Source organism: Caproiciproducens sp. CPB-2 (assembly GCF_036287215.1).
GTDB lineage: Bacteria > Bacillota > Clostridia > Oscillospirales > Acutalibacteraceae > Caproiciproducens.
This window is the reverse complement of the sequence record NZ_CP142860.1, coordinates 330420-353299: the sequence shown is the minus strand read 5'-3', so window position 1 is coordinate 353299 and position 22880 is coordinate 330420. Positions and strand designations below refer to the sequence as shown.

Annotated in this window: 23 protein-coding genes and 3 tRNA genes; 14 read left to right on the top strand and 12 right to left on the bottom strand. The window is 50.3% G+C overall.

Annotated features, from left to right (window positions below):
* Positions 1-75: 75 nt before the first annotated feature.
* Genes VXK30_RS01685 through VXK30_RS01660 form a run of 6 tightly spaced genes read right to left on the bottom strand, consistent with a single transcriptional unit; the run spans position 76 to position 5667 of the window.
* Complete coding sequence (locus VXK30_RS01685; RefSeq protein WP_275718000.1) at positions 76-1047, bottom strand: sugar ABC transporter substrate-binding protein; 972 nt, start codon at positions 1045-1047, stop codon at positions 76-78.
* Positions 1048-1101: 54 nt separating this feature from the next.
* Complete coding sequence (locus VXK30_RS01680; RefSeq protein WP_275718001.1) at positions 1102-1965, bottom strand: class II fructose-bisphosphate aldolase; 864 nt, start codon at positions 1963-1965, stop codon at positions 1102-1104.
* Positions 1966-1970: 5 nt separating this feature from the next.
* On the bottom strand, positions 1971-3461 hold the full coding sequence (locus VXK30_RS01675) for an FGGY-family carbohydrate kinase (protein WP_275718002.1): 1491 nt from the start codon (positions 3459-3461) through the stop codon (positions 1971-1973).
* Between the two features lie 37 nt (positions 3462-3498).
* Positions 3499-4275 carry an SDR family NAD(P)-dependent oxidoreductase gene (locus VXK30_RS01670; protein WP_275718003.1) on the bottom strand — a complete coding sequence of 259 codons (777 nt, stop codon included), beginning with the start codon at positions 4273-4275 and terminating at the stop codon, positions 3499-3501.
* A 36-nt stretch (positions 4276-4311) separates the two neighbouring features.
* Positions 4312-4809 carry an ureidoglycolate lyase gene (locus VXK30_RS01665; RefSeq protein ID WP_275718004.1) on the bottom strand — a complete coding sequence of 166 codons (498 nt, stop codon included), beginning with the start codon at positions 4807-4809 and terminating at the stop codon, positions 4312-4314.
* Positions 4810-4839: 30 nt separating this feature from the next.
* Positions 4840-5667: a MurR/RpiR family transcriptional regulator gene (locus VXK30_RS01660; RefSeq protein ID WP_275718005.1), complete on the bottom strand. Its 828-nt coding sequence runs from the start codon at positions 5665-5667 to the stop codon at positions 4840-4842.
* A gap of 360 nt (positions 5668-6027) precedes the next feature.
* Here VXK30_RS01660 and VXK30_RS01655 point away from each other — a divergent pair, with 360 nt between their 5' ends.
* The 4 genes from VXK30_RS01655 (at position 6028) to VXK30_RS01640 (ending at position 10208) form a co-directional block, all read left to right on the top strand.
* Positions 6028-7698, top strand: coding sequence for a ribulokinase (locus tag VXK30_RS01655; protein WP_275718006.1), 1671 nt, complete (start codon positions 6028-6030; stop codon positions 7696-7698).
* Positions 7699-7712: 14 nt separating this feature from the next.
* A complete protein-coding gene (locus VXK30_RS01650; protein WP_275718014.1) occupies positions 7713-8558 on the top strand; it encodes a transketolase in 846 nt (281 codons plus the stop codon).
* Complete coding sequence (locus tag VXK30_RS01645) at positions 8559-9512, top strand: transketolase family protein (protein WP_329493975.1); 954 nt, start codon at positions 8559-8561, stop codon at positions 9510-9512.
* 369 nt (positions 9513-9881) lie between these two features.
* Positions 9882-10208, top strand: a complete 327-nt coding sequence (locus tag VXK30_RS01640; protein ID WP_275717901.1) for a cupin domain-containing protein — start codon at positions 9882-9884, stop codon at positions 10206-10208.
* A 214-nt stretch (positions 10209-10422) separates the two neighbouring features.
* Here VXK30_RS01640 and VXK30_RS01635 read toward each other — a convergent pair.
* The 4 genes from VXK30_RS01635 to VXK30_RS01620 all read right to left on the bottom strand — a co-directional run bounded on the left by VXK30_RS01635 (position 10423) and on the right by VXK30_RS01620 (position 12150).
* Positions 10423-10508 (bottom strand) — tRNA-Tyr (locus tag VXK30_RS01635).
* Positions 10509-10703: 195 nt separating this feature from the next.
* A tRNA-Thr gene (locus VXK30_RS01630) sits at positions 10704-10779 on the bottom strand.
* A 325-nt stretch (positions 10780-11104) separates the two neighbouring features.
* Positions 11105-11181: transfer RNA gene (locus tag VXK30_RS01625), tRNA-Pro, on the bottom strand.
* A gap of 252 nt (positions 11182-11433) precedes the next feature.
* A complete protein-coding gene (locus VXK30_RS01620) occupies positions 11434-12150 on the bottom strand; it encodes a GntR family transcriptional regulator (protein WP_275717900.1) in 717 nt (238 codons plus the stop codon).
* A gap of 232 nt (positions 12151-12382) precedes the next feature.
* On the opposite strand from VXK30_RS01620, the gene agaB reads away from it, so the two are divergent.
* The 7 genes from agaB (at position 12383) to VXK30_RS01585 (ending at position 18209) form a co-directional block, all read left to right on the top strand.
* Positions 12383-12862, top strand: a complete 480-nt coding sequence (gene agaB / locus VXK30_RS01615; RefSeq protein ID WP_038321955.1) for a PTS galactosamine transporter subunit IIB — start codon at positions 12383-12385, stop codon at positions 12860-12862.
* Positions 12863-12958: 96 nt separating this feature from the next.
* Entirely contained in the window at positions 12959-13762 is an 804-nt protein-coding gene (agaC, locus tag VXK30_RS01610) for a PTS galactosamine transporter subunit IIC (protein ID WP_275717899.1), read from the top strand.
* Positions 13749-14567 carry a PTS galactosamine transporter subunit IID gene (gene agaD, locus VXK30_RS01605; protein ID WP_275717898.1) on the top strand — a complete coding sequence of 273 codons (819 nt, stop codon included), beginning with the start codon at positions 13749-13751 and terminating at the stop codon, positions 14565-14567. Before agaC ends, agaD begins: the two co-directional genes overlap by 14 nt.
* A gap of 131 nt (positions 14568-14698) precedes the next feature.
* The gene (locus VXK30_RS01600) at positions 14699-15484 is read left to right on the top strand and encodes a glucosamine-6-phosphate deaminase (protein ID WP_275717897.1); all 786 of its coding nucleotides are present in this window, start codon (positions 14699-14701) and stop codon (positions 15482-15484) included.
* A 136-nt stretch (positions 15485-15620) separates the two neighbouring features.
* Positions 15621-16046 (top strand): PTS sugar transporter subunit IIA, encoded by a 426-nt coding sequence (locus tag VXK30_RS01595; protein ID WP_275717896.1) that lies wholly within the window; start codon positions 15621-15623, stop codon positions 16044-16046.
* Positions 16047-16086: 40 nt separating this feature from the next.
* Positions 16087-17811: a phosphoenolpyruvate--protein phosphotransferase gene (ptsP, locus tag VXK30_RS01590; RefSeq protein WP_275717895.1), complete on the top strand. Its 1725-nt coding sequence runs from the start codon at positions 16087-16089 to the stop codon at positions 17809-17811.
* 128 nt (positions 17812-17939) lie between these two features.
* The gene (locus VXK30_RS01585; RefSeq protein WP_275717894.1) at positions 17940-18209 is read left to right on the top strand and encodes an HPr family phosphocarrier protein; all 270 of its coding nucleotides are present in this window, start codon (positions 17940-17942) and stop codon (positions 18207-18209) included.
* A gap of 8 nt (positions 18210-18217) precedes the next feature.
* On the opposite strand, the gene pfkB is transcribed toward VXK30_RS01585, so the two are convergent.
* Both pfkB and VXK30_RS01575 read right to left on the bottom strand, forming a co-directional pair.
* On the bottom strand, positions 18218-19147 hold the full coding sequence (gene pfkB, locus VXK30_RS01580; protein WP_275717893.1) for a 1-phosphofructokinase: 930 nt from the start codon (positions 19145-19147) through the stop codon (positions 18218-18220).
* Positions 19148-19166: 19 nt separating this feature from the next.
* Positions 19167-19883, bottom strand: coding sequence for a GntR family transcriptional regulator (locus VXK30_RS01575; protein ID WP_275717892.1), 717 nt, complete (start codon positions 19881-19883; stop codon positions 19167-19169).
* 99 nt (positions 19884-19982) lie between these two features.
* Here VXK30_RS01575 and VXK30_RS01570 point away from each other — a divergent pair, with 99 nt between their 5' ends.
* Genes VXK30_RS01570 through VXK30_RS01560 form a run of 3 tightly spaced genes read left to right on the top strand, consistent with a single transcriptional unit; the run spans position 19983 to position 22859 of the window.
* Positions 19983-20945, top strand: a complete 963-nt coding sequence (locus tag VXK30_RS01570) for an N-acetylglucosamine kinase (protein ID WP_275717891.1) — start codon at positions 19983-19985, stop codon at positions 20943-20945.
* A gap of 10 nt (positions 20946-20955) precedes the next feature.
* The gene (locus VXK30_RS01565) at positions 20956-21996 is read left to right on the top strand and encodes an SIS domain-containing protein (protein ID WP_275717890.1); all 1041 of its coding nucleotides are present in this window, start codon (positions 20956-20958) and stop codon (positions 21994-21996) included.
* Positions 21997-22013: 17 nt separating this feature from the next.
* Positions 22014-22859 (top strand): class II fructose-bisphosphate aldolase, encoded by an 846-nt coding sequence (locus tag VXK30_RS01560; protein WP_275717889.1) that lies wholly within the window; start codon positions 22014-22016, stop codon positions 22857-22859.
* Positions 22860-22880: the final 21 nt, after the last annotated feature.

The following is a 22880-nucleotide window of genomic DNA, read 5'->3' as shown; positions in this document are numbered from 1 at the left end:
AATTGAAATTTTAAAAGTAAAACGGGCAGATAATCATCTTGCGTTATTTACCTGCCCGTTTTGAATCGTTTTTAATTAGCTTGCGGCATTCGATTTATCAACCAGCTCAACCGGGATTTTTATATCGGCTTCCACCTTTTCACCGGCCAAAATCTTATATGCGGTTTCGATGCTGACAGAACCGATCTGCTTGGGGAACTGCGCTGCGGAAGCAAGCATTTTACCATTAGTGATCATACTTCTGCCGTCCTTGGAACCGTCAACACCAACGACTTTAATCTGATTAATTTTTCCGGCGCTTTCAATGGCGGCAATGCAGCCAATTGCGGCAGGATCGTTTAATGCGAACACTCCGACGATGTCGGGGTTGGCCTGCAGAATATTTTCCATAACGGGGAGAGATGCATCTGTTGCCGGTTTGCCTTCCTGCTTGTTTACAATCTTTATGTTCGGATATTTGGCAATTCCGGCTTCAAATCCGTCTCCTCTGTCTTTGCAAACCTTAACCACACTGTAGTTATACATGGCAATATTGCCTTTTTCATTGATGGCTTTTGCAAGTGCCTCCGCTATCAGCTCGCCCGCCATGTAGTTATCGGAAGCAACCGTAGATTTCACTAAGTCAACATCGTCTACTGGAGAATTGAAAGCGATAACCGGAATATTCGCTTTTGCGCAGGAATCCAAAGCGGATTTAATTCCCTTTGAATCAACAGGGTCGACTAAGATGATGTCCATCTTTTGCTGTACCATGTCTTCAATGTCATTAATCTGCTTCGCGCTGTCCAAATTTGCATCGGTGATACTCAGCTGATCGCCTTTATTAAGCGAACTTTCAAGGCCTTCTTTAATTTCCAGATAGAAGGAATTAGCCAAATTTGCAACAGAAACACCGATCTTAACTGTTTTAGCCGCTTCACTTCCTGCTTCAGCCTGTGATGTCGCTTCTGAACCTGCTGCAGCTGACGGGGAATCGGTCGCTGAGCAGCCAGCAAAAAGAGCTGCTGTCATTGCTAATGCCAAAACAATCGATAGAAACTTTCTCATTTTAAAACTCCTCCAAATAATAAATAATTATATAGTCAATATATAATTCTCAGTTTACGCTTTGTCCCCGGAACCAACCAGGTCAATTTTTTGCCTGACCAAGTCCTCCGCGCTTTTCATTGCAACAGCAAACACGCTTCTCGGATCAAATTCATCCGGGCTTTCTTTGATAGACTTTAAAATACCGAGGTAATACGCATACTTTAGTTCTGTAGCAATATTCAGTTTACTGATGCCGTGTTTCACACAATCACGGATAATTTTGTCCGGAATGCCGGAGCCTCCGTGCAAAACCAGCGGGATGGAAACCCTGCTGCGGATCTGGGAAAGCCTTCCAACATCGATCTGCGGAACTCCTTTATAAAATCCATGTGCCGAACCAATTGCTACCGCAAGAGAATCGACATTGGTTTTCAAAACAAAATCCGCTGCCTGTTCCGGGTTCGTCAGGTTATCCCTGCTGAGTCCCCCCGCTTTGTTGAAAGCATCTCCTTCATTTCCCCCGATCAGTCCCAGCTCCGCTTCCACGCTGATATTCTGTGCATGCGCCGTTTTCACAACCTGCTGCGTCCGCTTTATATTTTCCTCATATGGAAGCCCAGAGCCGTCAAACATAACAGAGGTGTACCCATGTTCAATGCAGTCTACCGTTCTTTCGTACGTATCTCCATGGTCCAGATGGAGTACAACCGGGATATGTGCTTTTTTGGCAAAAGACTGAACCAAGGAGCTAATTCTTTCTATGCCCGCATACTCAATCTCTACGGGATGTGTTGCTACAATAACAGGAGAATTCATTTTTTCAGCTGTTTCAATAACGGTTTTTATAAATTCAAGATTACAAACATTGAAGGCAGGAACGGCATAATTCCCTTTTTTTGCTTTTTCCAGTACTGCATTCATTATAACTAAGCCCAATGATTTTATCCTCCTTTCTTTAATATCTTATCTAATTCTGACGTAATTTGTATATTTGTAGCATAGAGTTGCTTATACACTTTTTGATAGATCTTTTCATAAACCGCGTGAGCTTCTGGATCGGGGTAAAAAGTCTTCTCCGTTTTCACTTGAATGTTTTGATTTTCAGAGTAAATACCGGCAGCATGTCCTGCTAAAAGTGCGGCACCGAAAGTAACCGCTTCTTTTACCTCCACTGTTCTTATCGGAATATTTAGAACATCGGCTTTGCACTGCAGCCAAAAATGGTTTGCTGTTCCTCCGCCGATTGCCAGAATATCATCAATCCCGCTTTTTTTGCCCTGCTCCAAAACTACTCTGAATTCATAGCAAAGTCCCTCGATCACAGCTCTGAGCAAATCCGCCGTTGAGGTATTCAGTGTAATTCCTGTAAACATTGCTTTGGCATCGCTGTTCATTTCAGGCGTATAACAGCCGTTAAGGTGAGGCAGAAAGACAACTCCTCCGCTGCCGGTAGAGCTCTCCCTGCACTTTTTTGAATATAAACGATAAGTATCCTCACAGACATCCGCGTTTAATATATTCTCAATCGCCCAGTCAATCGTACGGCCGCCGCATGGAATTCCGCCTATTTTATAGAACTTGTCTTTAATTACATTATCACCCCACAGGTACCCATTAAAAGACTGACCAAGCTCTACAGATCCCTCTATCATGCAGACAGATTCCGTCGTTCCCATTGAAGCCACCACTGTGCCCGGACATCTTGCTCCCACCCCAAAACAGCCTACCATATGGTCAAAACCCGCAAGAGTAACAACCGCTTCCGAATTAATATTCAGCTCCCGAGCTACTGACGAAGTGATTTTTCCCAATACGGAACCTGATTCAATTAAATCCGGCATAAGTGATTTTTTGATGCCCGTAAGCTCAAATATTCTGTCGGACCACCGACGCCCTGCAATGTCTAACGCCATGGTACGTGACGCCGACGAATATTCCATCCGATCCTGTCCTGTGAGCATGAGCCCTATGTAGTCATTCAGGCAATGCCACTGAAATGCATTTTTATATTCAGAAAAATGGTGTTCCTTCAGCCATCTGATTTTTTGTAGACTGAAAATATAATAGGGATCCAGTCCTGTAATTTGGTAAATTTCAGTACTGTCGAGTTTTTCCTTGTCTTTTTCTACAATTTCCTGTGCACCCGTGTGATACCAAGGGATTACATGGGTTAAAGGAACATGATTTTTGTCTATCAGTAATCCGGACTCGCCCTGGCTGCTGATACCGATCCCAGCAATTTGCTGTCCCAGGTTCCTATTTGTCGCAAGTTTTTTAATGCAATCCTTCAGATTATTCCATACAAAATCCGAATCATAATCTTCTGCATTGCTAACCATACTGAATTTTGCCCCGTCAACATAATCTCCATTTTGGTCATAAATGTGTAATTTGCAATTCGTGGTTCCAATGTCTATGCCCATCAGCAACATTACTATGGTCCTCCCTGCAACGAAAGTTGAAAATAAATTACCAGGCTGTATAACCGCCATCCACCAGATAGGTGGAACCCGTAGCATAACTGGAGGCGTCTGAAGCAAGGTATACCGCAATACCGCGCAGCTCAGACGGCACACCGGATCTGCCCATCGGCGTCATGCTGAACCATCTGTCAATCATAGGATCTTTGCTCCGATAATGTTCCTCACTCATTTCTGTACGCATATAACCCGGGCAAAGCGCATTGACCCGAACGCCCCTTTGCGCCCATTCTGTTGCCATGCTCTTGGTCAGCATAATAATACCGCCCTTAGAGGCATTGTAAGAACATTGATTTTGCGGTGTGTTGACAATCATGCCGGACATAGAGGCAACATTGATAATGTTTCCTTTACCCTGCTTCAGCATGACTTTTCCTACCGCCTGAGAAACAATAAAACAGCCATTCAAATTCGTATTGATAACCGTATTCCAATCATCCAACGGCATGCTTTCCGCATCACCCAGAATACAGACACCTGAATTATTGAAAAGCACATCAATTTTTCCAAATTCCTTCAAAACTGCATCGACCATGGCGTTAACCTCGTCCGGTTTTGTAACGTCCATTTTAATCGTTAGGCATTTTACTCCCAGCGCCTCAATTTCAGCTTTGGCCTGCTCCGCCGTTTTCATGTTCCTTTGTGCAATAACAATATTGGACCCTGCGTCTGCAAGCGCCAGAGCCATCTCTTTGCCAAGGCCCTGCCCTCCGCCTGTAATGATTGTTACTCTATCTTTTAAACTAAAAAGTTCCTGAATACTCATTTTTACTCTCCTATACAATGATATTAAAATGATTGACTAGACCTCAATTTCAATCCAATCCGCCTCGTCGTACTGTACTTCATGGCAGTCGTTCGCATATGTTCTTTCCGGCAAAACGATCAGATGATTTACAAATTCCTTATGTACAGGAACAGGTGCATAGTGCCAAACACCGGTATTCATTTTCACCAGTGTTCCCTGAGGGACATAAAAAGCAACTGTTTCCTCCGGAACCGGTTTGAGGTTACTTGCGGGAGCAACATAAAGAATTGCATCGTCGTTTACCGGCATCCAGGCCTCTGCGGTAAAATTGTGATATTCACTTGCCTTAACAATAATTTTTTCTGGCTTTTGTACTTTAAGAATGGAAAAAGTCAGTTCCATGCTCGGAGAAACATGCATGGAAACCGGGTCACGGTAAAATGTACACGGTCCTTCCCCTAAATTGTTTGTCTTTGGATCCGTAACACTCACATAGGATCCAAATGGAGCAAAGGCTGCCACACTTAACTCCTGTGCCTTGATTTTTCTCATCTTCTCTTCCTTTCTTGCATTAAAAACATATTAAAATTGCTGGGACCGGATCAATTTGGAAATATTGTGATGATATTCCAATGCATAGTCCCAGTTTTTAACCGCTACTCCGGTACAGAGAGCATCTAAAATTGCGAGCTGCGCGATTCTGGACGCAGTTGCCAAATCGTGTGTCTGATAATTTTTGCTGTATGTCAATAGAACACAATCGCTGAAAAGTGTAATTTCAGATTTTGAGTTCTGGGTTAAACTGATAACCGGTACGCCGTTGGAATGTGCAATCTTCACATTTAAATTGGTAATCTTTGACTCTCCCGATAGGGAAATGGCAACCGCCAAATCGTTTTTTCCCAGCGACTGTGCCAATAACATCTGAGCACCCTGATCCTGCTCCACCTGAGCCTTTTTTCCGATATTGGAAAAGTGCCAAAAAGCATCATAAGCGACCACATACGAACTTCCTATCCCGAAAAAGGCGATCTTTTCCGCTTTATTGATCATGTCCACCGCTTTAATGAAGTCATCCTTATTCAGCATTTCAGTAGTGTACTTCAAATCCTCCTGTTCAGAAGCCATAATTTTTTGAAACACATCCATAGAACTGTCCGTCCTCAAAATGCTTTCAGGAACCGGCTGTTCATTATCCGCGCCAAGATCTTTTGCCAGATGGATCTTAAACTCATAGTATCCTTTAAAGCCAATTTCTTTTGAAAAACGAACAACACTTGCTTCGCTGACCGAGATTTCCTCTGCCAGCTGCGCCGCCGTCAAATCCAGCGTTTTTGCAGGATTTGCAATTACATACATCGCCACTTTTTTCTGCTGAGATGTTAGTTTATGCTGCATGTTTTTTACCAATACCAAAGTTCCGGTATTTTCGACGCTAATATTATCTATGCCGATCGCCCCCTTATCAAACTTATTCGGAGTCTGATTGCAAATCTTTCTCTGAAATTCGTCGTGAATGAATATTTCATTCGTATGCAGTTATAATATCTTTATTTGCTAAGAATGTCAATAGTTTTTAAAAAATTAATATTTTTCTATTCTTTTTAGTTGATTTTTTGAGATTATCGTGAATATTTAATTCATAATTTGCTTGACAAGCTCCTTTCTGTAGATTATATTTAATGTGAAAAGTGAGTTTTTAGCCAGACATCATATTGGTTGAATTATTATTTCAAATATTCAACCGTATAATATAAGGAGGACTTTTTCATGGAGACCAAATTGGTGATTGGTGCAGATTTTGGAAGTGACTCTGTTCGCGCAATAGTCGTAAACGCTATAACGGGTGAAACTAAAGGGGAAGCTGTATGCGCATATCCAAGGTGGGCGGAAGGGAAATATTGCGAACCGGAAAATTATCAATTCAGGCAACACCCGCTGGATTATCTGGAATCTTTTGAAAAATGCGTTAAACAGGCCGTTCTTGAATGTGGACCAAACGCAGGCGAACACGTCTACGCCATCTCCGTTGATACAACGGGGTCAACTCCCTGTCCGGTAAACAGAGAGGGGATTCCCTTAGCCCTTTTGGATGAATTCCATGAAAACCCCAACGCAATGTTTCATTTATGGAAGGACCATACCGCTATAAAAGAAGCTCAGGAAATTAATGATAGATTGTCCAATTTCAACGGAATCGATTATCTCAAATTTCAAGGCACCTACAGTTCCGAATGGTGGTGGGCCAAAATACTTCACACTTCGCGTGTTGATTCGCGTGTGAAAGAAGCAGCTTGGTCCTGGGTGGAGCACAGCGACTGGATTCCGGCCGTTCTTACCCATCACACAGACCCTCTGACGATGTACCGCTGTTCCTGCGCTGCCGGTCACAAAGCACTTTGGAACAGCGAATTTAACGGGCTGCCCTCGACAGATTGCCTGAGCAGCATCGATCCTTATCTGGGAGTTGTTGCAAGGCGTTACGGCAGCGGCCCGCAAAATGCGGGAACCTGTCTCGGGCCAATATCAAAAGAATGGGCCGACAAGTTGGGAATCAGTGAAAAAGCTGTTGTCGGCGGAAGTTCCTTTGACGCGCATGCCGGTGCGGTTGGCGCAGGGATCAAACCAACTACCCTTGTAAAAGTTGTGGGTACCTCCACAGTCGATATGCTGATTGAAAAATACGATAATTTAAAAGGCAAAAATTTAAAGCAGCTTTGCGGACAGGCAGAAGACTCCATCATACCGGGCTATGTAGGGATTGAGGCCAGTCAAGCGGCATTCGGCGACATTTTTGCGTGGCTTCGCAAAACGTTGATGTGGCCAACACATAATATTTTAAACCATACTTCCCTTATCACGGACGAACAAAAAGAAAAATTAACAGAAGAACTTCAGGAAAAAATGATTTCCACGCTTGAGAAAAATATACATTCCGTCCCTAAAGTATCCAATATCGTAGCTTTGGACTGGTTCAACGGAAGAAGATATCCAAATATTAATGAAACACTGCAAAGTGGTATATACGGGTTGAAGCTTGGTACGGAAGCTCCCGATATTTTTGAAGCTTTATCAATGGCGGCATGTTTTGGTTCCAAAACTATTTTCGACAGCTTGGTATCGGCAGGAATAGAAATTAAAGAAATCATTGCGGTCGGCGGCATTGCCCGCAAATCTTCTTATTCCATGCAGTTGATGGCAGATGTTCTTAACCGTCCGATTCACATTTCCGCAGCAACTCAGGCCTGCGCACGTGGCGCAGCCATCTATGCATCGGTTGCCGCCGGAATTTATTCCTCAATTCCGGAAGCACAGGTCCATATTTGCGAAGACTACATAACGGACTATTACCCCCGTGAAGAATATGTTGCCGCCTATGCAAAAACTTATGAAAAGTTTTTGAAATTTGGAAATTTTGTAGAATTCAGCGGTCAACAGTGATAGGAGTGCCAAGTATGAACAAAACGGAAAAAAATCAATTGCAGAAACTGGCGTGCAAAGTGAGAATGGGAGCGATCGAGGGCGTATACAACGCGAAATCGGGGCATCCGGGCGGAAGCCTTTCGGCGGCCGACCTTTTCACCTATCTGTATTTTAGGGAGATGAAAATCGACCCTAAAAATCCGAAAGAGGAAAACAGGGACCGCTTTGTGCTTTCCAAGGGACACTGTGCCCCGGGACTGTACGCGACCCTGGCTCTGAAAGGCTATTTCCCGATGGAGGAAATGAAGAAGCTGCGCCATATCGGCGCCATGCTTCAGGGACATCCGGATATGAAGGGGACCCCCGGTGTCGACATGAGCACCGGATCGCTCGGGCAGGGCGTTTCCGCCGCCTGCGGCATGGCCGCCGCCGGGAAAATGGATCATAAGGACTACCGCGTGTACTCCATTCTGGGAGACGGCGAAATCGAAGAGGGCCAGGTCTGGGAAGCGGCCATGTTTGCGGCCCACCACAAGCTGGACAACCTCTGCCTGATTGTGGACAACAACGGACTGCAGATCGACGGTTCCGTCGCCGAAGTTGGCGGACCGGAGCCGATCGATGAAAAATTCCGTTCCTTTGGCTTTGACGTTCAGGTCATCAACGGACACGATTTTGACGAAATAGAAGCCGCGTTCCATCACGCAAGGACCGTAAAAGGCAGGCCGAGCGCGATTATTGCGAAGACCGTCAAAGGAAAAGACGTGTCCTTTATGGAAAATCAGGTGGGCTGGCACGGCACCGCCCCGAACGCGGAACAGTATGAAACGGCAATGCAGGACCTGAACAGGGTACTGTCCGGATTGGAGGCGGAATAAATGGCTGAAATGGTAAAAAAGGCAACAAGAGAAAGCTACGGCGAAGCGTTGGCGGAGCTGTCTGAAAAATATCCGCAGGTGGTTGTGCTGGACGCCGACCTTGCCGCGGCAACGAAGACGGGTGTATTCAAGAAAGCCTGTCCGGACCGCTTTATCGACTGCGGCATCTCGGAGTGCAACATGGTGGGCGTGGCCGCGGGCCTCGCGACCTGCGGAAAGATCCCGTTCGCCACTTCCTTTGCCATGTTTTCGGCGGGCCGCGCCTTTGAGCAGGTGCGCAATTCCGTCGGCTATCCGAAGCTGAATGTCAAAATCGTCGGTTCGCACGCGGGCATTTCCGTCGGCGAGGACGGCGCGACCCATCAGTGCAACGAGGATATCGCGCTGATGCGGACGATCCCCGGTATGGTCGTGCTCAATCCGGCCGATCACTATGAAATGAAGGCCGCCGTCAAAGCGGCGATCGAGCATCACGGCCCGGTCTATCTCCGCCTCGGCAGGCTGGCGGTGGAGAGCTTCAACAACGCCGACGACTATCGGTTTGAGCTGGGCAAGGGCGTCACCCTGCGCGACGGCAGGAATATCACCATCGTGGCCACCGGCCTCATGGTTTCCCGTGCGCTGAAAGCGGTCAAAACACTGGAGGAGCAGGGCATCGACGCACGGCTCATCAATATCCATACGATCAAGCCGCTTGACCGCGAGCTGATCATCAAGGCCGCGAAGGAAACCGGAAAAATCATCACCGTCGAGGAGCACAACGTCATTGGCGGACTGGGCGACGCGGTGTGCGGCGCTGTCTGCGAAGCGTTCCCCGTTCCGGTGATCAAGGTCGGCGTGAACGACGTCTACGGCCATTCCGGCCCGGCGGTCGACCTGCTGGACGAGTTCGGCCTGAACGCCGGCCATATTGTCGAGGTGACAAAGAAAGCCATTACAAAGCAATCATTATAATTAAGGTGAAAAAGACTTCATTTTGACAAAGCACTGCTTGGGATTTAAGCCCAAGCAGTGCTTTTAAATACCGGAGTAAGAAATTTATATCGTTAAAATAATCTATTATTCTTCAGAACATCTATTGATATAGATGTATAGCTTTGCTATACTTATTTTAAATCGCTGATAACATCACATATAAAATTGGAAAAAGTCAAAGGGTGCACCTTGCTTTCGCCGGTTATCGCTCTTGGTTTGTACGATGTCGTGATTGTATGTATGATGGATTTCGATTAGGAGCACAATGTGTCTCCCTTCCTTTTAAGTTGCCCTAATGTTTATGAAATACAATGCGAGTGTAACCCTTTTATTTAGTGGAGGATAATTATGCTAAAAAAAGTGAATCTCAAATCAGCGGTAGATGCTGTTGATAAATTGTATGTATACGAAAAAATAGGGCGGTTAAACGGTCACAATCTAAGCGTTGTAAATGTAGAAAACCGCACTTTGGATTTTCATATTCATGAAAATTCTGATGAATTATTTTATGTTATCAAAGGGAGTTTTCACCTGGAAGTTGATGAAGGTGAATTGATCATTGTTCCAAAAGGGACGAGACATAGGCCTGTTGTTAAATCTTTGACGAAATTTTTGATGATTGAACTCGACGGTACACTAAATAAGGAAAACAGTGGAGATTTGTACGAGAGCTGACCCCGTACACACGGTATAAGCATACTCTGCAGTGCATAAAGTGCCATGAACTTTGTATAAAACCCAGTTGCAAAAATTATAATGACATTTTACATCCGTCTAGCGCCTCTTCGGAGGTGCTTTTCTTATATCATTTTTAAGAAGAAAAAACTTGCTAAGTATAATTTGCAAGCACAAAAAAGACAAAAGCATATACTTTTGTCTTTTTTGGTTTTGGTGGGAGAGGATGGATTCGGACCATCGAAGCTATAAAGCAACAGATTTACAGTCTGCCCCCTTTGGCCACTCGGGAACTCTCCCATATTCTATTGATAAGTTTGCACTTATTTGCAAATGGAGCTGGCAAACGGACAAAACCGCCACGCTTCGCTCGCGCTTTTACGGCTTGCACCATAGGTGCTACACCACATTTTGCTAAAAACCTGCCACCGGCAGCTTTTCTTAACGCAAAATGCCCTCTTAGGCTTCAAGCCCGGTTAAGACCTGAGTAAAAATTGGAGCTGGCAGACGGACTTGAACCCCCGACCTGCTGATTACAAATCAGCTGCTCTACCAACTGAGCTACGCCAGCATTTTCAGCACTCGACTAATATATCATCTTACGGTTTATTTGTCAAGCAATTTGATGAAATTTCTGTCTCTCCCGGCTGTACCGGCAGATTCCGCCAATCAACCACTTACGACGAAAAAATGGCGCCCAACACCATGAGCTGGGTCCCATTTCTGGCCGAGGTGACAGGGTTCGGGTATTGGCACGCTCAACCCGCGTACCGCGAATCCCTCCGGCTTTCCCGGGGCGCAGGCTGCCGTCCTTTTTCTCCTAACCTGCACCGGCTGTTTCTGCTTACCAATCGCTTTACCATAGAAAAAGGCCCGCACCTGCGGACCTTTTTCTATGGTCGAGGTGACTGGACTCGAACCAGCGGCATCTTGGTCCCAAACCAAGCACTCTACCAAGCTGAGTTACACCTCGCCGCTGACGATATGCACGGTGAAATCCCCCGCACCATGCGGCTAAAAGCTTTCACTGTCAATGGCAGTCAATCTGCGCCCGCATCATCGGGCAGCCCTATCATTATATGTAATATGCGGGTCATTGTCAAGCGGATTTATAAAATTAGCAGTTTTTTGGCAGACTATAACCGGACGATTTTCCCTTTCAATTTTCGCCTTCCACCGGCTTCGCGCACAGCAAAGCCAGCCGTACCCGCCGAAAAGACGAAAGTTACTTCCGGTTATTCAGCTCAATTTTAAAAACGTATTTGTCCCCCCGCACCACGGAGGAAGTATATTCCACCAGGCAATCCCCTTCATAGCTGAAGCGCTCCAGCAGAATGCAGGGGATTCTGGGGGAAATCTTCAGCAGCTCGCACTGTTCGGAGTCCGGGAGGATGGGAATAAAGGTTTCGGTCGCGCGGTCCACCTTCAGCCCATACTTGGTGCTGAGGTAATCATAAAGCGACCGGCTTTCCACCGCGTCCACATCGATATGCACGAACCGGTTTTTCGGCAGATAGGTGGTTTCAATGACCAGAGGATAGTCGCGGGCCGAGCAAAGCCGCACCAGCTTGTGGTAAGCTTCCCTTCTCTCCGCCCTGAGCTTCAGGGCAAGGCTTCGGCCGAGGGTAATCGTTTCATAGCTTAAGACATGGCTGTGAAAGGAGATATTCTTATTTTTCAGGTCATCGGTAAAGGTATAAAACTGGGAGAGGCTTTGTTCAAACACCTTTGGCTTTACAAAAGTACCGATGCCGTGGATGGTATAGACCATGTGCTCCTCTTCCAGTAAAGCCAGCGCCTGCCTTACGGTCGACCGGCTGACTTTATACATCTGGCACATGTCGCGCTCCGACGGAAGCAGGCCGTTTTCGGGGTATTCGTGGCTGTTGATGTACTGCAGGATATGGTCGTGCAGTTCCTGATACAACGGCAGATTCGGCATTGCATATACTCCTTTCCCGTCTTTTTCGACAGCAAATAAACCATCGTCAATTTAAATAAAAACCATGGTTCTATTCTATCATAAAAAGACCTATTGTACCAGTGGTATCGATTGAAATTTGAGACCTGTTTTTGAACTGGTTGAAAAAAAGTCATAATTGTTGTATTTCTGTTCATGATATGTTAAAACTTATCTAACAAATCTGAAACAACTGAACGAGGGGTGATTTTAAGTGGGAAATCCAAACATACTGTTGACGAGAATCGACAACCGCCTGGTCCACGGCCAAGTGGGGGTCACCTGGACGGCGACGCTGGGTGCAAATCTGCTTTTAGTCGCAGATGACGACGTGGCTCACGATGAAATACAGCAGCAGCTTATGGCAATGACTGCTGAATCTTCCAGTGCGGGGATCCGTTTCTTCACTTTGCAAAAGACCATCGACATCATCGGCAAAGCGGCTCCCAGCCAGAAAATCTTCATTATTTGCAGAACGCCGGCGGCTGTGCGTACTCTGCTGGAAGGCGGCGTGCCCATTAAGGAAGTCAATGTGGGAAACATGCATTTTACCAGCGGCAAGCGTCAGCTGAGCAAAAAAGTCTATGTCAATGACAAAGACATGGAGGATTTGCAGGCGATTCAGGCGATGAATGTAGATCTCTATATTCAGGATGTCCCGGGCGACATCAAAGAGCACATACCCAAGAAATAAATCCATTGGAGAGGAAAGGGGGAACATCACCGGCATTATCGGCAGCTTTTACCGTATGGCGAAACTTCTGGAACAAAAATAAAGGGGGAAAAACTAATGGCAATTACTTTAGCTCAAGGCATTGCGCTCGCTATTATGGCAATTATAGTCGGCGTTGACTTCTGGCTTGAGGCTTTGTTTATTTTCCGGCCAATCATCGTCTGTACTCTGACGGGTATCATTTTAGGCAACATTCCGCTGGGCCTTATGGCGGGCGGACTGACGGAGCTGGCCTTCGCGGGTCTTACGCCCGCCGGCGGCACACAGCCGCCGAACCCTGTTCTGGCCGGCGTTATGACCACGGTCATCGCCTACACCACCGGGAAGGATCCCGCAACGGCAATCGGGCTTGCCCTTCCGTTCAGCTTCCTGATGCAGTATATCATTCTGTTCTACTACTCCAGCTTCTCACTGTTCATGAAGAGAGCCGACAAATACGCGGAAGAAGCGGACGGCAGGAGCCTTACCCGCCTGAACATGCTCACAACGGGAATCGTGGCCGTTACCTACGGCGTTGTCGTCTTCCTCTGCGCCTATGTCGCACAGGACGCGATGCAGGCCCTCGTAAAGGCAATGCCCGAATGGCTGACCCACGGCTTTGAGATCGCGGGCGGCATCCTTCCGGCGGTCGGCTTCGGTATGCTGCTGAAGGTCATGCTGAAGGGCGAATTCGTTCCATACCTTATTTTAGGCTTTGTCATCGCAAGCTTTATTCCTTTTTCCAATCTGCTGCCGGTCGCCGTCGTCGGCGTGGCCATGGCGCTGATTGTGTTTAACAATGAAAGAAACAACAGAAAAACCGCGATTGCAACCGGTGTTGCATCTGAAGGAGAGGGAGATGACGGCAATGAAGGAATCTGAGAAAAACACGGCTCCTGAGAAAGTACTGACCAGAAAAGACATTACCAAGCTCGGCTGGCGCTCTTCCCTGCTGCAGGCCAGCTTCAACTATGAAAGAATGCAGAGCGGCGGCTTTTTGCTGGCGCAGATGGAATGTCTGAAGAAAATCTACAAGAACGACAAGCAGGGCCTGTCCGAAGCAATGACGGATAACCTTGAGTTCATCAACACGCACCCGAACCTTGTCGGTTTCCTGATGGGCCTGTTGATTTCCCTGGAAGAAGCCAAAGAAAACAGAAACACCATCAAAGGTCTGAAGGTCGCCCTGTTCGCACCGCTTGCCGGTATCGGCGACGCGATCTTCTGGTTTACCCTTCTGCCCATCATCGCGGGCATTACCGCTTCCATGGCAATGAGCGGAAGCATCGTCGGCCCGCTGCTGTTTTTCGCGGTTTACCTGACCATCTTTATTCTCCGTCTTGCGTGGACACACGCCGGCTACAACCTGGGTCTGAAGGCTGTCGACACGCTGAGGGAATATTCGGGAATCATCTCCAAGGTCGCCACCATTCTGGGCGTCACCGTGATCGGCGGACTGATTGCATCCTATGTGCATATTTCCCTTCTGCCGGAGATTGTGGTCAACGCCTCAAAAACAGTATCCGTTCAAAAGGATTTTCTTGACAAGATCTTCCCGAACATACTGCCCTTTGCCTATACCCTGCTGATGTATTTCTTCCTGAAGAAGAAGAAAATGAGCCCGGTTGTGCTGATTGCGGCTACCTTCGGTCTTGCGATTCTTCTTTCCTTCCTGGGTATCCTTTAATTTCTAAGAAGTGTTGGGGGTACAGTTCTCTGTACCCCATTTCACTATCATGGTTTGTCGAAGCTGTTACCGGAGCCGCCTGACCCCTGCTCACGGGCAGAGCCAATGACTTTCTATCGGAGGATTCAGCAATGAATTTACAGGAAAACAGGGAAGGGACTTCTTCCCTTCATAACGAAAATACGGGCAACCCTCCAAAAACAATCATTTGTGATGACTTTGAGGCGATGTCGCAGCGCTGCGCGGACTTTCTTTGTGAGGCCGTGAAAGCGAAGCCGGATTTGCTGCTGTGCCTGGCTGCGGGAAACACCGCGGTCCGGACCTATCAGATTCTGAAGGAGCGCTCGGATTCCGGCGAAGCGGACTTCAGCAGGGCGGAATTTGTGGAGTTGGACGAGTGGCTGGATTTGGAAGACGAATCGGAAAACTGCACCTCGTTTCTGTTCCGGAATTTTTACGGGCCGCTTCATATTGAAAAGTCGAAGATTCGTTTATTTGATATTCACGCAAAAGACATGGAAGAAGAATGTAAAAAAATCGATCGGTTTATTTTTGAACGCAGCGGAATTGATTTTATGCTTTTGGGATTGGGAATGAACGGCCATCTGGCCCTGAACGAACCGGGTTCTTCCTTTGAGAGCTACGCCAAAGTCGTCGTCCTCGACCCCGTCACCCAAAAGGTAGGGCAAAAATATTTTTCAAAGCCTGTCCCGCTGTCCAGAGGGGTTACTCTGGGAATCCGCCACATTCTGGACGCAAAGCAGGTCGTTTTGCAGGCGGGCGGAAAAGCCAAGGCGGAAATCGTAAAAAAGGTTTGCCTCTCCAAACCGACGCCCATGCTGCCGGGCACGGTCCTGCAGCTTACGAAAAACGGGGTCGTGGTTCTGGACCGGGACGCCGCTTCGGAAATCCTGTAGGCGGGCTTTCCTTACACATAGAAGAAACCAGGCAGTTTTTGGGAAATTCCATTGCGGCCCCGTTCCAGCCGGGAACGCCGCGCCGTACGAAACTGCCTGCAGTATAGATTGCTTATAAAAGGAGTAATATAGAACGATGATCGGAGTATTGATAACCGGACACGGCAGCTTTGCCACCGGAATGATGAGCGCGTCCAGGCTGATTGTTGGACCGAGGGATAAATATCTGGGCGTGGATTTTGTGGAATCGGACAATGTCGACACGCTCTCCGATAAGCTCAGGCAGGCGATGAAAGCGCTCGGCGACCAGATTCTGGTTCTGGTGGACCTGGCCGGCGGATCTCCCTTCAAAACCGCCGTTACCCTCAAAAGCGAATTCCCGGACAAAGAAATCGAAGTCATTTCCGGTCTGAATATGCCCATGCTGACTTCCGTCCTGCTGGAAGAGAAAGAAACGATGGAAGAAACCGTTCAGGGCGCAATGGAAATGGGTGCGGTCGGCATCAGGCAGTTCAAAAGAAAACCAAAGCTGCAGCAAACCCCTGCGGGAGACGGGATATAGCCGAACCTTTCCGGCATGTTTTTAAGGAGGCACAAACCATATGATTTATCACGGCAATCCCGTTTCAAGAGGAATTGCGGCAGGTCCCGTTTTTCTTTACCAGCCCTTTACCACCGCCGTCAGCGAAGCGCCGCTCGAAGAAGGCGCGGCCGCGGAGGCGTTAAACAAATATGAGGCCGCGCGGAAAAACGCGGAAACGGAGCTCAAAGCCATCCGTACCCGCCTGCGGACCGCCGACCCCGAAAAAGCGAAAATTTTCACCGCGCATATCGATATTCTGTTCGACGAGGCCATGGACGGCGATATCCGCGAGCTGATCGAAAACGGCCGTTACTCGCCGGACAGGGCGATTGCCGAAGTCTTTGAAAAATACGCGCAGATTCTCGGGAAATCCCCCGATCCGCTCATCAAGGAGCGCGCGTCGGACATCCGGGACGTAAAAACGCGCCTGATCCGCGTCTGGAACGGCGTACCGGAGAAGAACCTGTCCTCTCTCCCCGCTCCCGCGGTCATCGTCGTTCACGACCTGCTCCCGTCCGACACGGCTACCCTGGACCGGAAAAACGTGCTGGCCATTGTCACGGAAATCGGCGGAAGCACGTCCCATTCGGCCATTATTGCCAGAAGCTACGGAATCCCCGCCATTCTGGGCGTGGAGAACGCGACGGAGCGCTTTTCCCAGGGGGAACCCGTGATTGCCGACGCGCTGGCCGGTCAGGTCATCAGCGAACCGACGGCGGAGCAGCTTGCCGACTGCGCTGAAAAACGCCGCCGCTTTCTCGCGCAGCAGGCCCGGATCAACGCGTATATGGAGAAAGAAGCCGTCACTCCGGACGGGGTGCGGGTGGATATTGAACTGAATCTGGCCTCCGTCAGCGAACAGTCGCTGGAAGGAGCCAAATGCACCGACGGCGTCGGCCTGTTCCGCACGGAATTCCTGTACCTGGGCAGGGACAGCCTGCCCACCGAAGAAGAGCAGTTTTCCATTTACCGCGAGGTTCTCACTAAATTCGGCGACCGCCCCGTAACGCTGCGCACGCTGGATGTCGGCGGCGACAAAAAGCTCGACTGCCTGAACCTTCCGCACGAGGAAAACCCGTTTCTGGGCAACCGCGCCCTGCGGCTCTGCTTTGACAGGCCCGATATTTTCCGCACGCAGCTGCGCGCCGCCTTCCGCGCTTCCGTTTACGGCAACCTGTGGATCATGTTCCCCATGGTCGCCAGCATGGACGACATCCGCCGCGCGAAGCAGGCCGTTTCCGAAGTAAAAGAGGAACTGACCGGCGAAGGAACCGCGTTTTCCCCCGAAGTAAAGCTGGGGATTATGATTGAAATTCCCTCCATTGCGCTTCTGGCGGATTTTGCGGCGAAGGAAGTCGACTTCGCCAGCGTCGGAACCAACGACCTGTGCCAGTACACCATGGCCGTCGACCGGCTGAACCCCGCCGTCAGCCAGTATTATCAGAGCTACAACCCGGCTCTTTTCCGCCTGATCCACACCGCCGCGAAAAGCTTCCTTGAAAACGGCAAGCCCGTCTGCGTCTGCGGCGAGCTGGGAGGCGACCGCTTAGGCGCCGCGGTGCTGATGGGGCTGGGCGTGCGCAAGCTGAGCATGAGCATTTCCTCCGTCGCGCAGACCAGAAAGCTGGTCAACGAGCTGCCGATGAAAAAAGCGGAAGAAATCGCGGCAAAAGTGCTCTCCCTTTCCACCGCAAAGGAAGTGGAACAGTACCTGAACGGCGCTTTGAAGGACATCCTTTCCTAAGCCTTGTTTGTAAAATCAAGAGCCTGGTCTTATTGATGAAAATCCGTCGGTTTTTCAAGGCCTGAGCACTGTTCCATCTATCACTGAAACAAACCATAATTTTCGTAAGTAACAAGGAGGCATCCGCCATGTATTCCAAAAAAACAACCATTCACAATCGGACCGGCCTGCACGCCCGCCCCGCTTCCGACTTTGTGAAGTGCGCTTCCCAATTCAAATCGAAGATCACGATCAAAAGTCTGGAAGACGGTGAATCTGCAAGCGCGAAATCCATTATCCTGATTCTGGCGCTCAGCCTGAGCCAGGGCTCGAAGGTCGAAATTACCGCGGAAGGCGAAGACGAAGGCAAAGCCGTCGATACCCTGGTCGCGCTGATCGATTCCAAATTCGGCGAATAATTTCCGCCTTAAAGCCGGTTTACCACCGTGCCGGACAAAAGCCGTTTCAGGTCGTCCTCACGGAAGCAGCCGGTTTTTTCATGCAGCGCATTGGCCGAGGCGACGGACAGCGCAAAGCGGATGGTCTCCTCGAGAGGAGCATTCCGCACCATCCCGACGGCAAAGCCCGCGACCATGCTGTCGCCGCAGCCCACGGTGTTGACCACCTCGATTTTGGGGCATACGCCCTGAAAAACGCCCTCGTCCGACACGACCAGCACCCCGTCCCCGCCCAGGGAGATCACAATTAGCTCGATTCCGCCGTCATGGAGCTTTTTCGCCGCTTCGATCAGTTCTCCGCGCGCGGCAGCGGCGATTCCCGTCAACTGGCGGATTTCGTCCGCGTTGGGCTTGATCATCGTCGGTTTTGCCGCGATGCTTTCCCGGAGCGCGGCCCCGCTGGTGTCCAGAATCACGCGCTTCCCCGCGCTCTTCGCGGCCGCGATCAGCTTGCCGTAGTAACCGGCGGGGGTCCCGGCCGGAACGCTGCCGGAAATCGTGATCACATCGCTTGTTTCCACGCACTGCAAATAGGCCCGGTAAAAATCTTCCAGCGCGCTTTCCGTAAGCCGCGCGCCGGGCTCCAGAAATTCCGTATGCTCGCCCGTGGATTCGTCCCTGACATTGATGCAGCAGCGGGTTTCGGCCCCGGAATCGGTAAAACAGCCCTCTATTCCGTCCTGTGCAAGCAGGGACCTGAAATAAGCGCCGTGAAAGCCGCCGACAATGCCCGCGGCCAACACCTTTTCCCCCGCGAGGGAAGCGACCCTCGCCACATTGACGCCCTTGCCCCCGGCTGTTTTGATGCAGCTTTTTACCCGGTTGACGTTTCCGGTACGGCAGGAGTCCATTTTGTATAACTGGTCGATTGCTGTGTTGAGTGTAACGGTAGTAATCATGCTGTTCTCTCCTGTTACTTTATCGCAGAACGATATTGTATTTCAGCCGGTCGCCGCGGACGATGCTGTCGCAGTATTCCACAAGGACGCCGCCGGCGCTGGTAACGCGTTCCAGATGAAGCGCGGGCTGGTTTGCGGTTGTTTTCAGCGCTTCCGCCTGGCTTTTGTTCACCAGCACCGCTTCAAAGGATTCCTTTGCGGTATTCGGCGTAATCCCCGCCAGAAGATGCAGCGAATTGTACAGACCCTTTTCAATGACAATGCCGCCGGTAAGATCCGGGCAGATTTTGCAGGGGATGTACGATTTCTCCAGTGCAAACGGCGTATTGTCCGCACAGCGCAGCCGCTGTACGCAGAAAAGCGCTTCCTTTTCCGGCAGGCGGAGCGCTTCCGCCGCGACGGCATAGGAAAGCCTTTCAAAAGAAATCAGCTGATTGGTAATGGTATGGCCGTGATCGGGCATATTATTTCCGAAGCTGTAGAAGGACGACAGCTCCTGCTCCACCTTTGGCTGAAGGATATAGGAGCCCTTTCCCTGCTTGCGGTAAATCAGCCCCTGCGTTTTCAGCCCCTCCAGCGCCAGCCTGACCGTCATGCGGCTGACCCCGTACTGCCGGCAAAGCTCGGATTCGGTGGGAAGCTTTTCCTCCGCCGGCCACACGCCGCTTTCAATATTGTTCTGAAAAATATTCTGAAGCTGGCGGTAAAGAGGAATCGCGCTGCTTTCATCCAACATGTTCTCACATTCCTTTATTTATCTATTTTGTATCTTGACAATCCCCTTCGATAATCTTATTATAATGTTATAACAAGTTTTTGTAAAGAGGGTGCATTCATGAAATATTATATTGGCGTCGACGGCGGCGGAACCAAAACCGCGTTTTCCCTCCGCAGCGGGGACGGGGAACCGATCGCGGAGCATCTTACCGCCGGCTCCTCCTACCTGATGTATGGAATCGACCTTGTTGTGGAAAGGATAAAGACAGGCGTGGAACAATGCCTTCAGAAGGGAAACGTTTCGCTCGGCGACGTGGCGGCCATCAGCATGGGGCTGCCGTGCGTGGGGGAAAACGCCGTGATGGACCCGCAGCTGAAGGAACGGATTAGCGCGTGCTTCCCCGGCGTGCAGATCTACGTGACAAATGACGTGGAGGTCGGCTGGGCCGGTTCGCTCGCGTGTGAAGAGGGGATCAACGTCGTGGCGGGAACGGGCTCCATCGCGTTCGGCGAGGACGGCAGCGGAAAAACCGCGCGTTCCGGCGGATGGGCGGAGTTTTTTTCCGACGAGGGCTCCTGCTACTGGACCGGAAGAAAGACGCTGGAGCTTTTCTCCAAGGAAGCCGACCACCGGCTGCCCAGAGGGCCGCTGTACGACATTATCCGCGAAGAGTTCCGCCTTTCCGACGATTTCGAGCTGATCGAACTGATGGTAAAAGAGTATTTTCCGTACCGGGAAAAGGTGGCCGGCCTGCAGATCCTTTTGGAAAAGGCGGCCGCCAGGGGCGACCCGCAGGCAATCGAAGCCTACCGCGCCGCCGCCGCGGAGCTGGGCCTGATTGTCAAAGGCGTGCTGAACCAGCTGCATTTTGAGCCCGGGTTCCCCGTTTCCTACTCCGGCGGGCTGTTCAAGGCCGGGGACCTGATTTTAAAACCCTTCGGGGAGCAGATTCACGCGCTCGGCGGCCGGCTGGTCAAACCGCAGCTTTCCCCGGTCACGGGAGCGGTGCTCCTGTGCTTCTTCAAGTTCAACCCGGCGGATTTTCCGTCGGTTGCCCAAAAAATAAAAAACAGACAGTGAGGTAAAAAAGATGTATTTAACAGAACAGGAAATCATGGCGACCAAGGACGCCCTTGATAAAACCTATGCGCAGGTACTCAGGCAGGAAGACGAAATCCGGAATTTTTTCCGTAAAAACGCGCGGCGCAAATTCGTATTTCTCGGCTGCGGCTCCAGCTACATGCTGTCCAAGAGCAACGAGCGCCTGTTTGTGACCCGTCCGGACACCTCCGCCGTCGCGCTTGCGGGCGGCGATTACCTGGTCAATCCCGACACCTACCTTCACACCATCGAAAACAGCATCGTGCTGGTCCTGTCCCGCTCCGGCACGACCACGGAGATCGTCCGTGCGGTCGAGCACATGAAAAAGGCCGCCAATGTCAAAATCGTATCGATTACCATGAAGGAAAAGAGCGCCCTGGAGGAGCTTTCCGACTTGACCGTCGTGCTTCCGTGGGCTTACGACAACAGCGTCTGCCAGACCCGTTCCGTCACCAACCTGTACGCCGCCAGCCTGCTGATCAACGCGATCTGCTACGGCGACGGGGAACTGCAAGCCGCCGTCAAAACCGCGATCGACCAGAACAAAGACCATATGGAAAAATACCGCGCCGACCTGGAAGCCATTGGAAAGAAGGATTTCACCGACGTGATCGTCCTTGCCGACGGCGTACTCTGCGGCCTTGCGGAGGAAGGCGCGCTCGCCTTTACCGAAATCGCGCTCATCAGCGGAAAATACTTCAATATGCTCGATTACCGCCACGGCCCCAAGGTGCTCAACGGTCCCAAAACCCTCACCATTTTCGCCGTACAGCCCAACGAAAGCGCCTATCAGCGCGACATGATCGACGACGTGAAAAAGCACAACGGCACCGTGGTCACCTTCGGTTCCGAGCAGACCAACGTTTACGGCTCCGACCTTCATATCTCCGTCAGCGGCATCAGCCGCTTTGAAGCATACGGCATTCCGTTCATCTACACCATGCAGATGATCGCCCTGACCAAAGCCCTTGCCGCCGGAGGAAACCCCGACGCACCGACCGGGCTGAACGCCTATATCACACTGAAATAACAGGAGGCAAGCGAACTATGCTGGTAACTACCAAAAAAATGCTCAACGACGCCAGAGACGGCGGATACGCGGTGGGCGCTTTCAACGCGGAAAACGCCGAAATGGTCTGGGCCATTGTCAACGCCGCGGAAGAACTGAAAGCCCCCGTCATCATTCAGACCACATCCTCGACCTTAAAATATTTTCCGCCCGCCTATTTCGCACAGCTGGCGAAGGCGGCCGCCGAGTCCGTCGGCGTGCCGGTGGCCATCCATCTCGACCATGGCGCGAGCTTCGAGCTGGCGAAGGAATGCATCGACAGCGGCTACACCTCCGTCATGATCGACGGCTCCGCCCTTCCCTACGGGGAAAATGTCCGCGTTACGCAGAAGGTGCGCGATTACGCGGATAATTTCGGCATTCCGGTCGAATCCGAGCTGGGAAAAATCGGCGGCAAGGAAGACGACACCGAGAGCGACGAGGACCAGTACACCGACCCCGGCCAGGCCGCGGATTTCGTGAACCGCACCGGGATTTCCTCTCTGGCCGTCGCCATCGGAACCGCTCACGGCATCTACGCCAAAAAGCCGGTGCTCGACTTCAACCGCGCCGCCCTGATCCGGAAAGTGGTCTCCATCCCGCTGGTCATGCACGGCGCTTCCGGCCTTTCCGACGACGCGCTGCGCGAGGGCGTGGAAAAGGGCATGTCCAAGATCAACTTCGCCACCGAGCTGCGCATCGCGTTTACCGACGCGGTCAAAGCGCACATGGCGGAGCACCCGAACGACTTTGACCCGAAAAAATACATGGGCCCCGCCCGTATTGCCGTAAAGGAACTGGTAAAAGCGAAAATCCGGGTTTGCGGCAGCGCGGGAAAAGCATAATCCCCTGCCTCCCTCACGGAG

Excerpts from the sequence above, each read along its gene's own strand:
- VXK30_RS01585 (WP_275717894.1), top strand. The coding sequence starts at position 17,940 with ATGTATTCCAAAAAAACAACCATTCACAATCGGACCGGCCTGCACGCC.
- VXK30_RS01570 (WP_275717891.1), top strand. The coding sequence starts at position 19,983 with ATGAAATATTATATTGGCGTCGACGGCGGCGGAACCAAAACCGCGTTT.
- VXK30_RS01560 (WP_275717889.1), top strand. The coding sequence starts at position 22,014 with ATGCTGGTAACTACCAAAAAAATGCTCAACGACGCCAGAGACGGCGGA.
- VXK30_RS01565 (WP_275717890.1), top strand. The coding sequence starts at position 20,956 with ATGTATTTAACAGAACAGGAAATCATGGCGACCAAGGACGCCCTTGAT.
- VXK30_RS01665 (WP_275718004.1), bottom strand. The coding sequence starts at position 4,809 with ATGAGAAAAATCAAGGCACAGGAGTTAAGTGTGGCAGCCTTTGCTCCA.
- VXK30_RS01645 (WP_329493975.1), top strand. The coding sequence starts at position 8,559 with ATGGCTGAAATGGTAAAAAAGGCAACAAGAGAAAGCTACGGCGAAGCG.
- agaD (WP_275717898.1), top strand. The coding sequence starts at position 13,749 with ATGAAGGAATCTGAGAAAAACACGGCTCCTGAGAAAGTACTGACCAGA.
- ptsP (WP_275717895.1), top strand. The coding sequence starts at position 16,087 with ATGATTTATCACGGCAATCCCGTTTCAAGAGGAATTGCGGCAGGTCCC.
- VXK30_RS01600 (WP_275717897.1), top strand. The coding sequence starts at position 14,699 with ATGAATTTACAGGAAAACAGGGAAGGGACTTCTTCCCTTCATAACGAA.
- VXK30_RS01620 (WP_275717900.1), bottom strand. The coding sequence starts at position 12,150 with ATGCCGAATCTGCCGTTGTATCAGGAACTGCACGACCATATCCTGCAG.
- VXK30_RS01670 (WP_275718003.1), bottom strand. The coding sequence starts at position 4,275 with ATGAGTATTCAGGAACTTTTTAGTTTAAAAGATAGAGTAACAATCATT.
- VXK30_RS01675 (WP_275718002.1), bottom strand. The coding sequence starts at position 3,461 with ATGTTGCTGATGGGCATAGACATTGGAACCACGAATTGCAAATTACAC.
- agaC (WP_275717899.1), top strand. The coding sequence starts at position 12,959 with ATGGCAATTACTTTAGCTCAAGGCATTGCGCTCGCTATTATGGCAATT.
- VXK30_RS01640 (WP_275717901.1), top strand. The coding sequence starts at position 9,882 with ATGCTAAAAAAAGTGAATCTCAAATCAGCGGTAGATGCTGTTGATAAA.
- VXK30_RS01575 (WP_275717892.1), bottom strand. The coding sequence starts at position 19,883 with ATGTTGGATGAAAGCAGCGCGATTCCTCTTTACCGCCAGCTTCAGAAT.
- VXK30_RS01655 (WP_275718006.1), top strand. The coding sequence starts at position 6,028 with ATGGAGACCAAATTGGTGATTGGTGCAGATTTTGGAAGTGACTCTGTT.
- VXK30_RS01685 (WP_275718000.1), bottom strand. The coding sequence starts at position 1,047 with ATGAGAAAGTTTCTATCGATTGTTTTGGCATTAGCAATGACAGCAGCT.
- VXK30_RS01650 (WP_275718014.1), top strand. The coding sequence starts at position 7,713 with ATGAACAAAACGGAAAAAAATCAATTGCAGAAACTGGCGTGCAAAGTG.
- VXK30_RS01595 (WP_275717896.1), top strand. The coding sequence starts at position 15,621 with ATGATCGGAGTATTGATAACCGGACACGGCAGCTTTGCCACCGGAATG.
- pfkB (WP_275717893.1), bottom strand. The coding sequence starts at position 19,147 with ATGATTACTACCGTTACACTCAACACAGCAATCGACCAGTTATACAAA.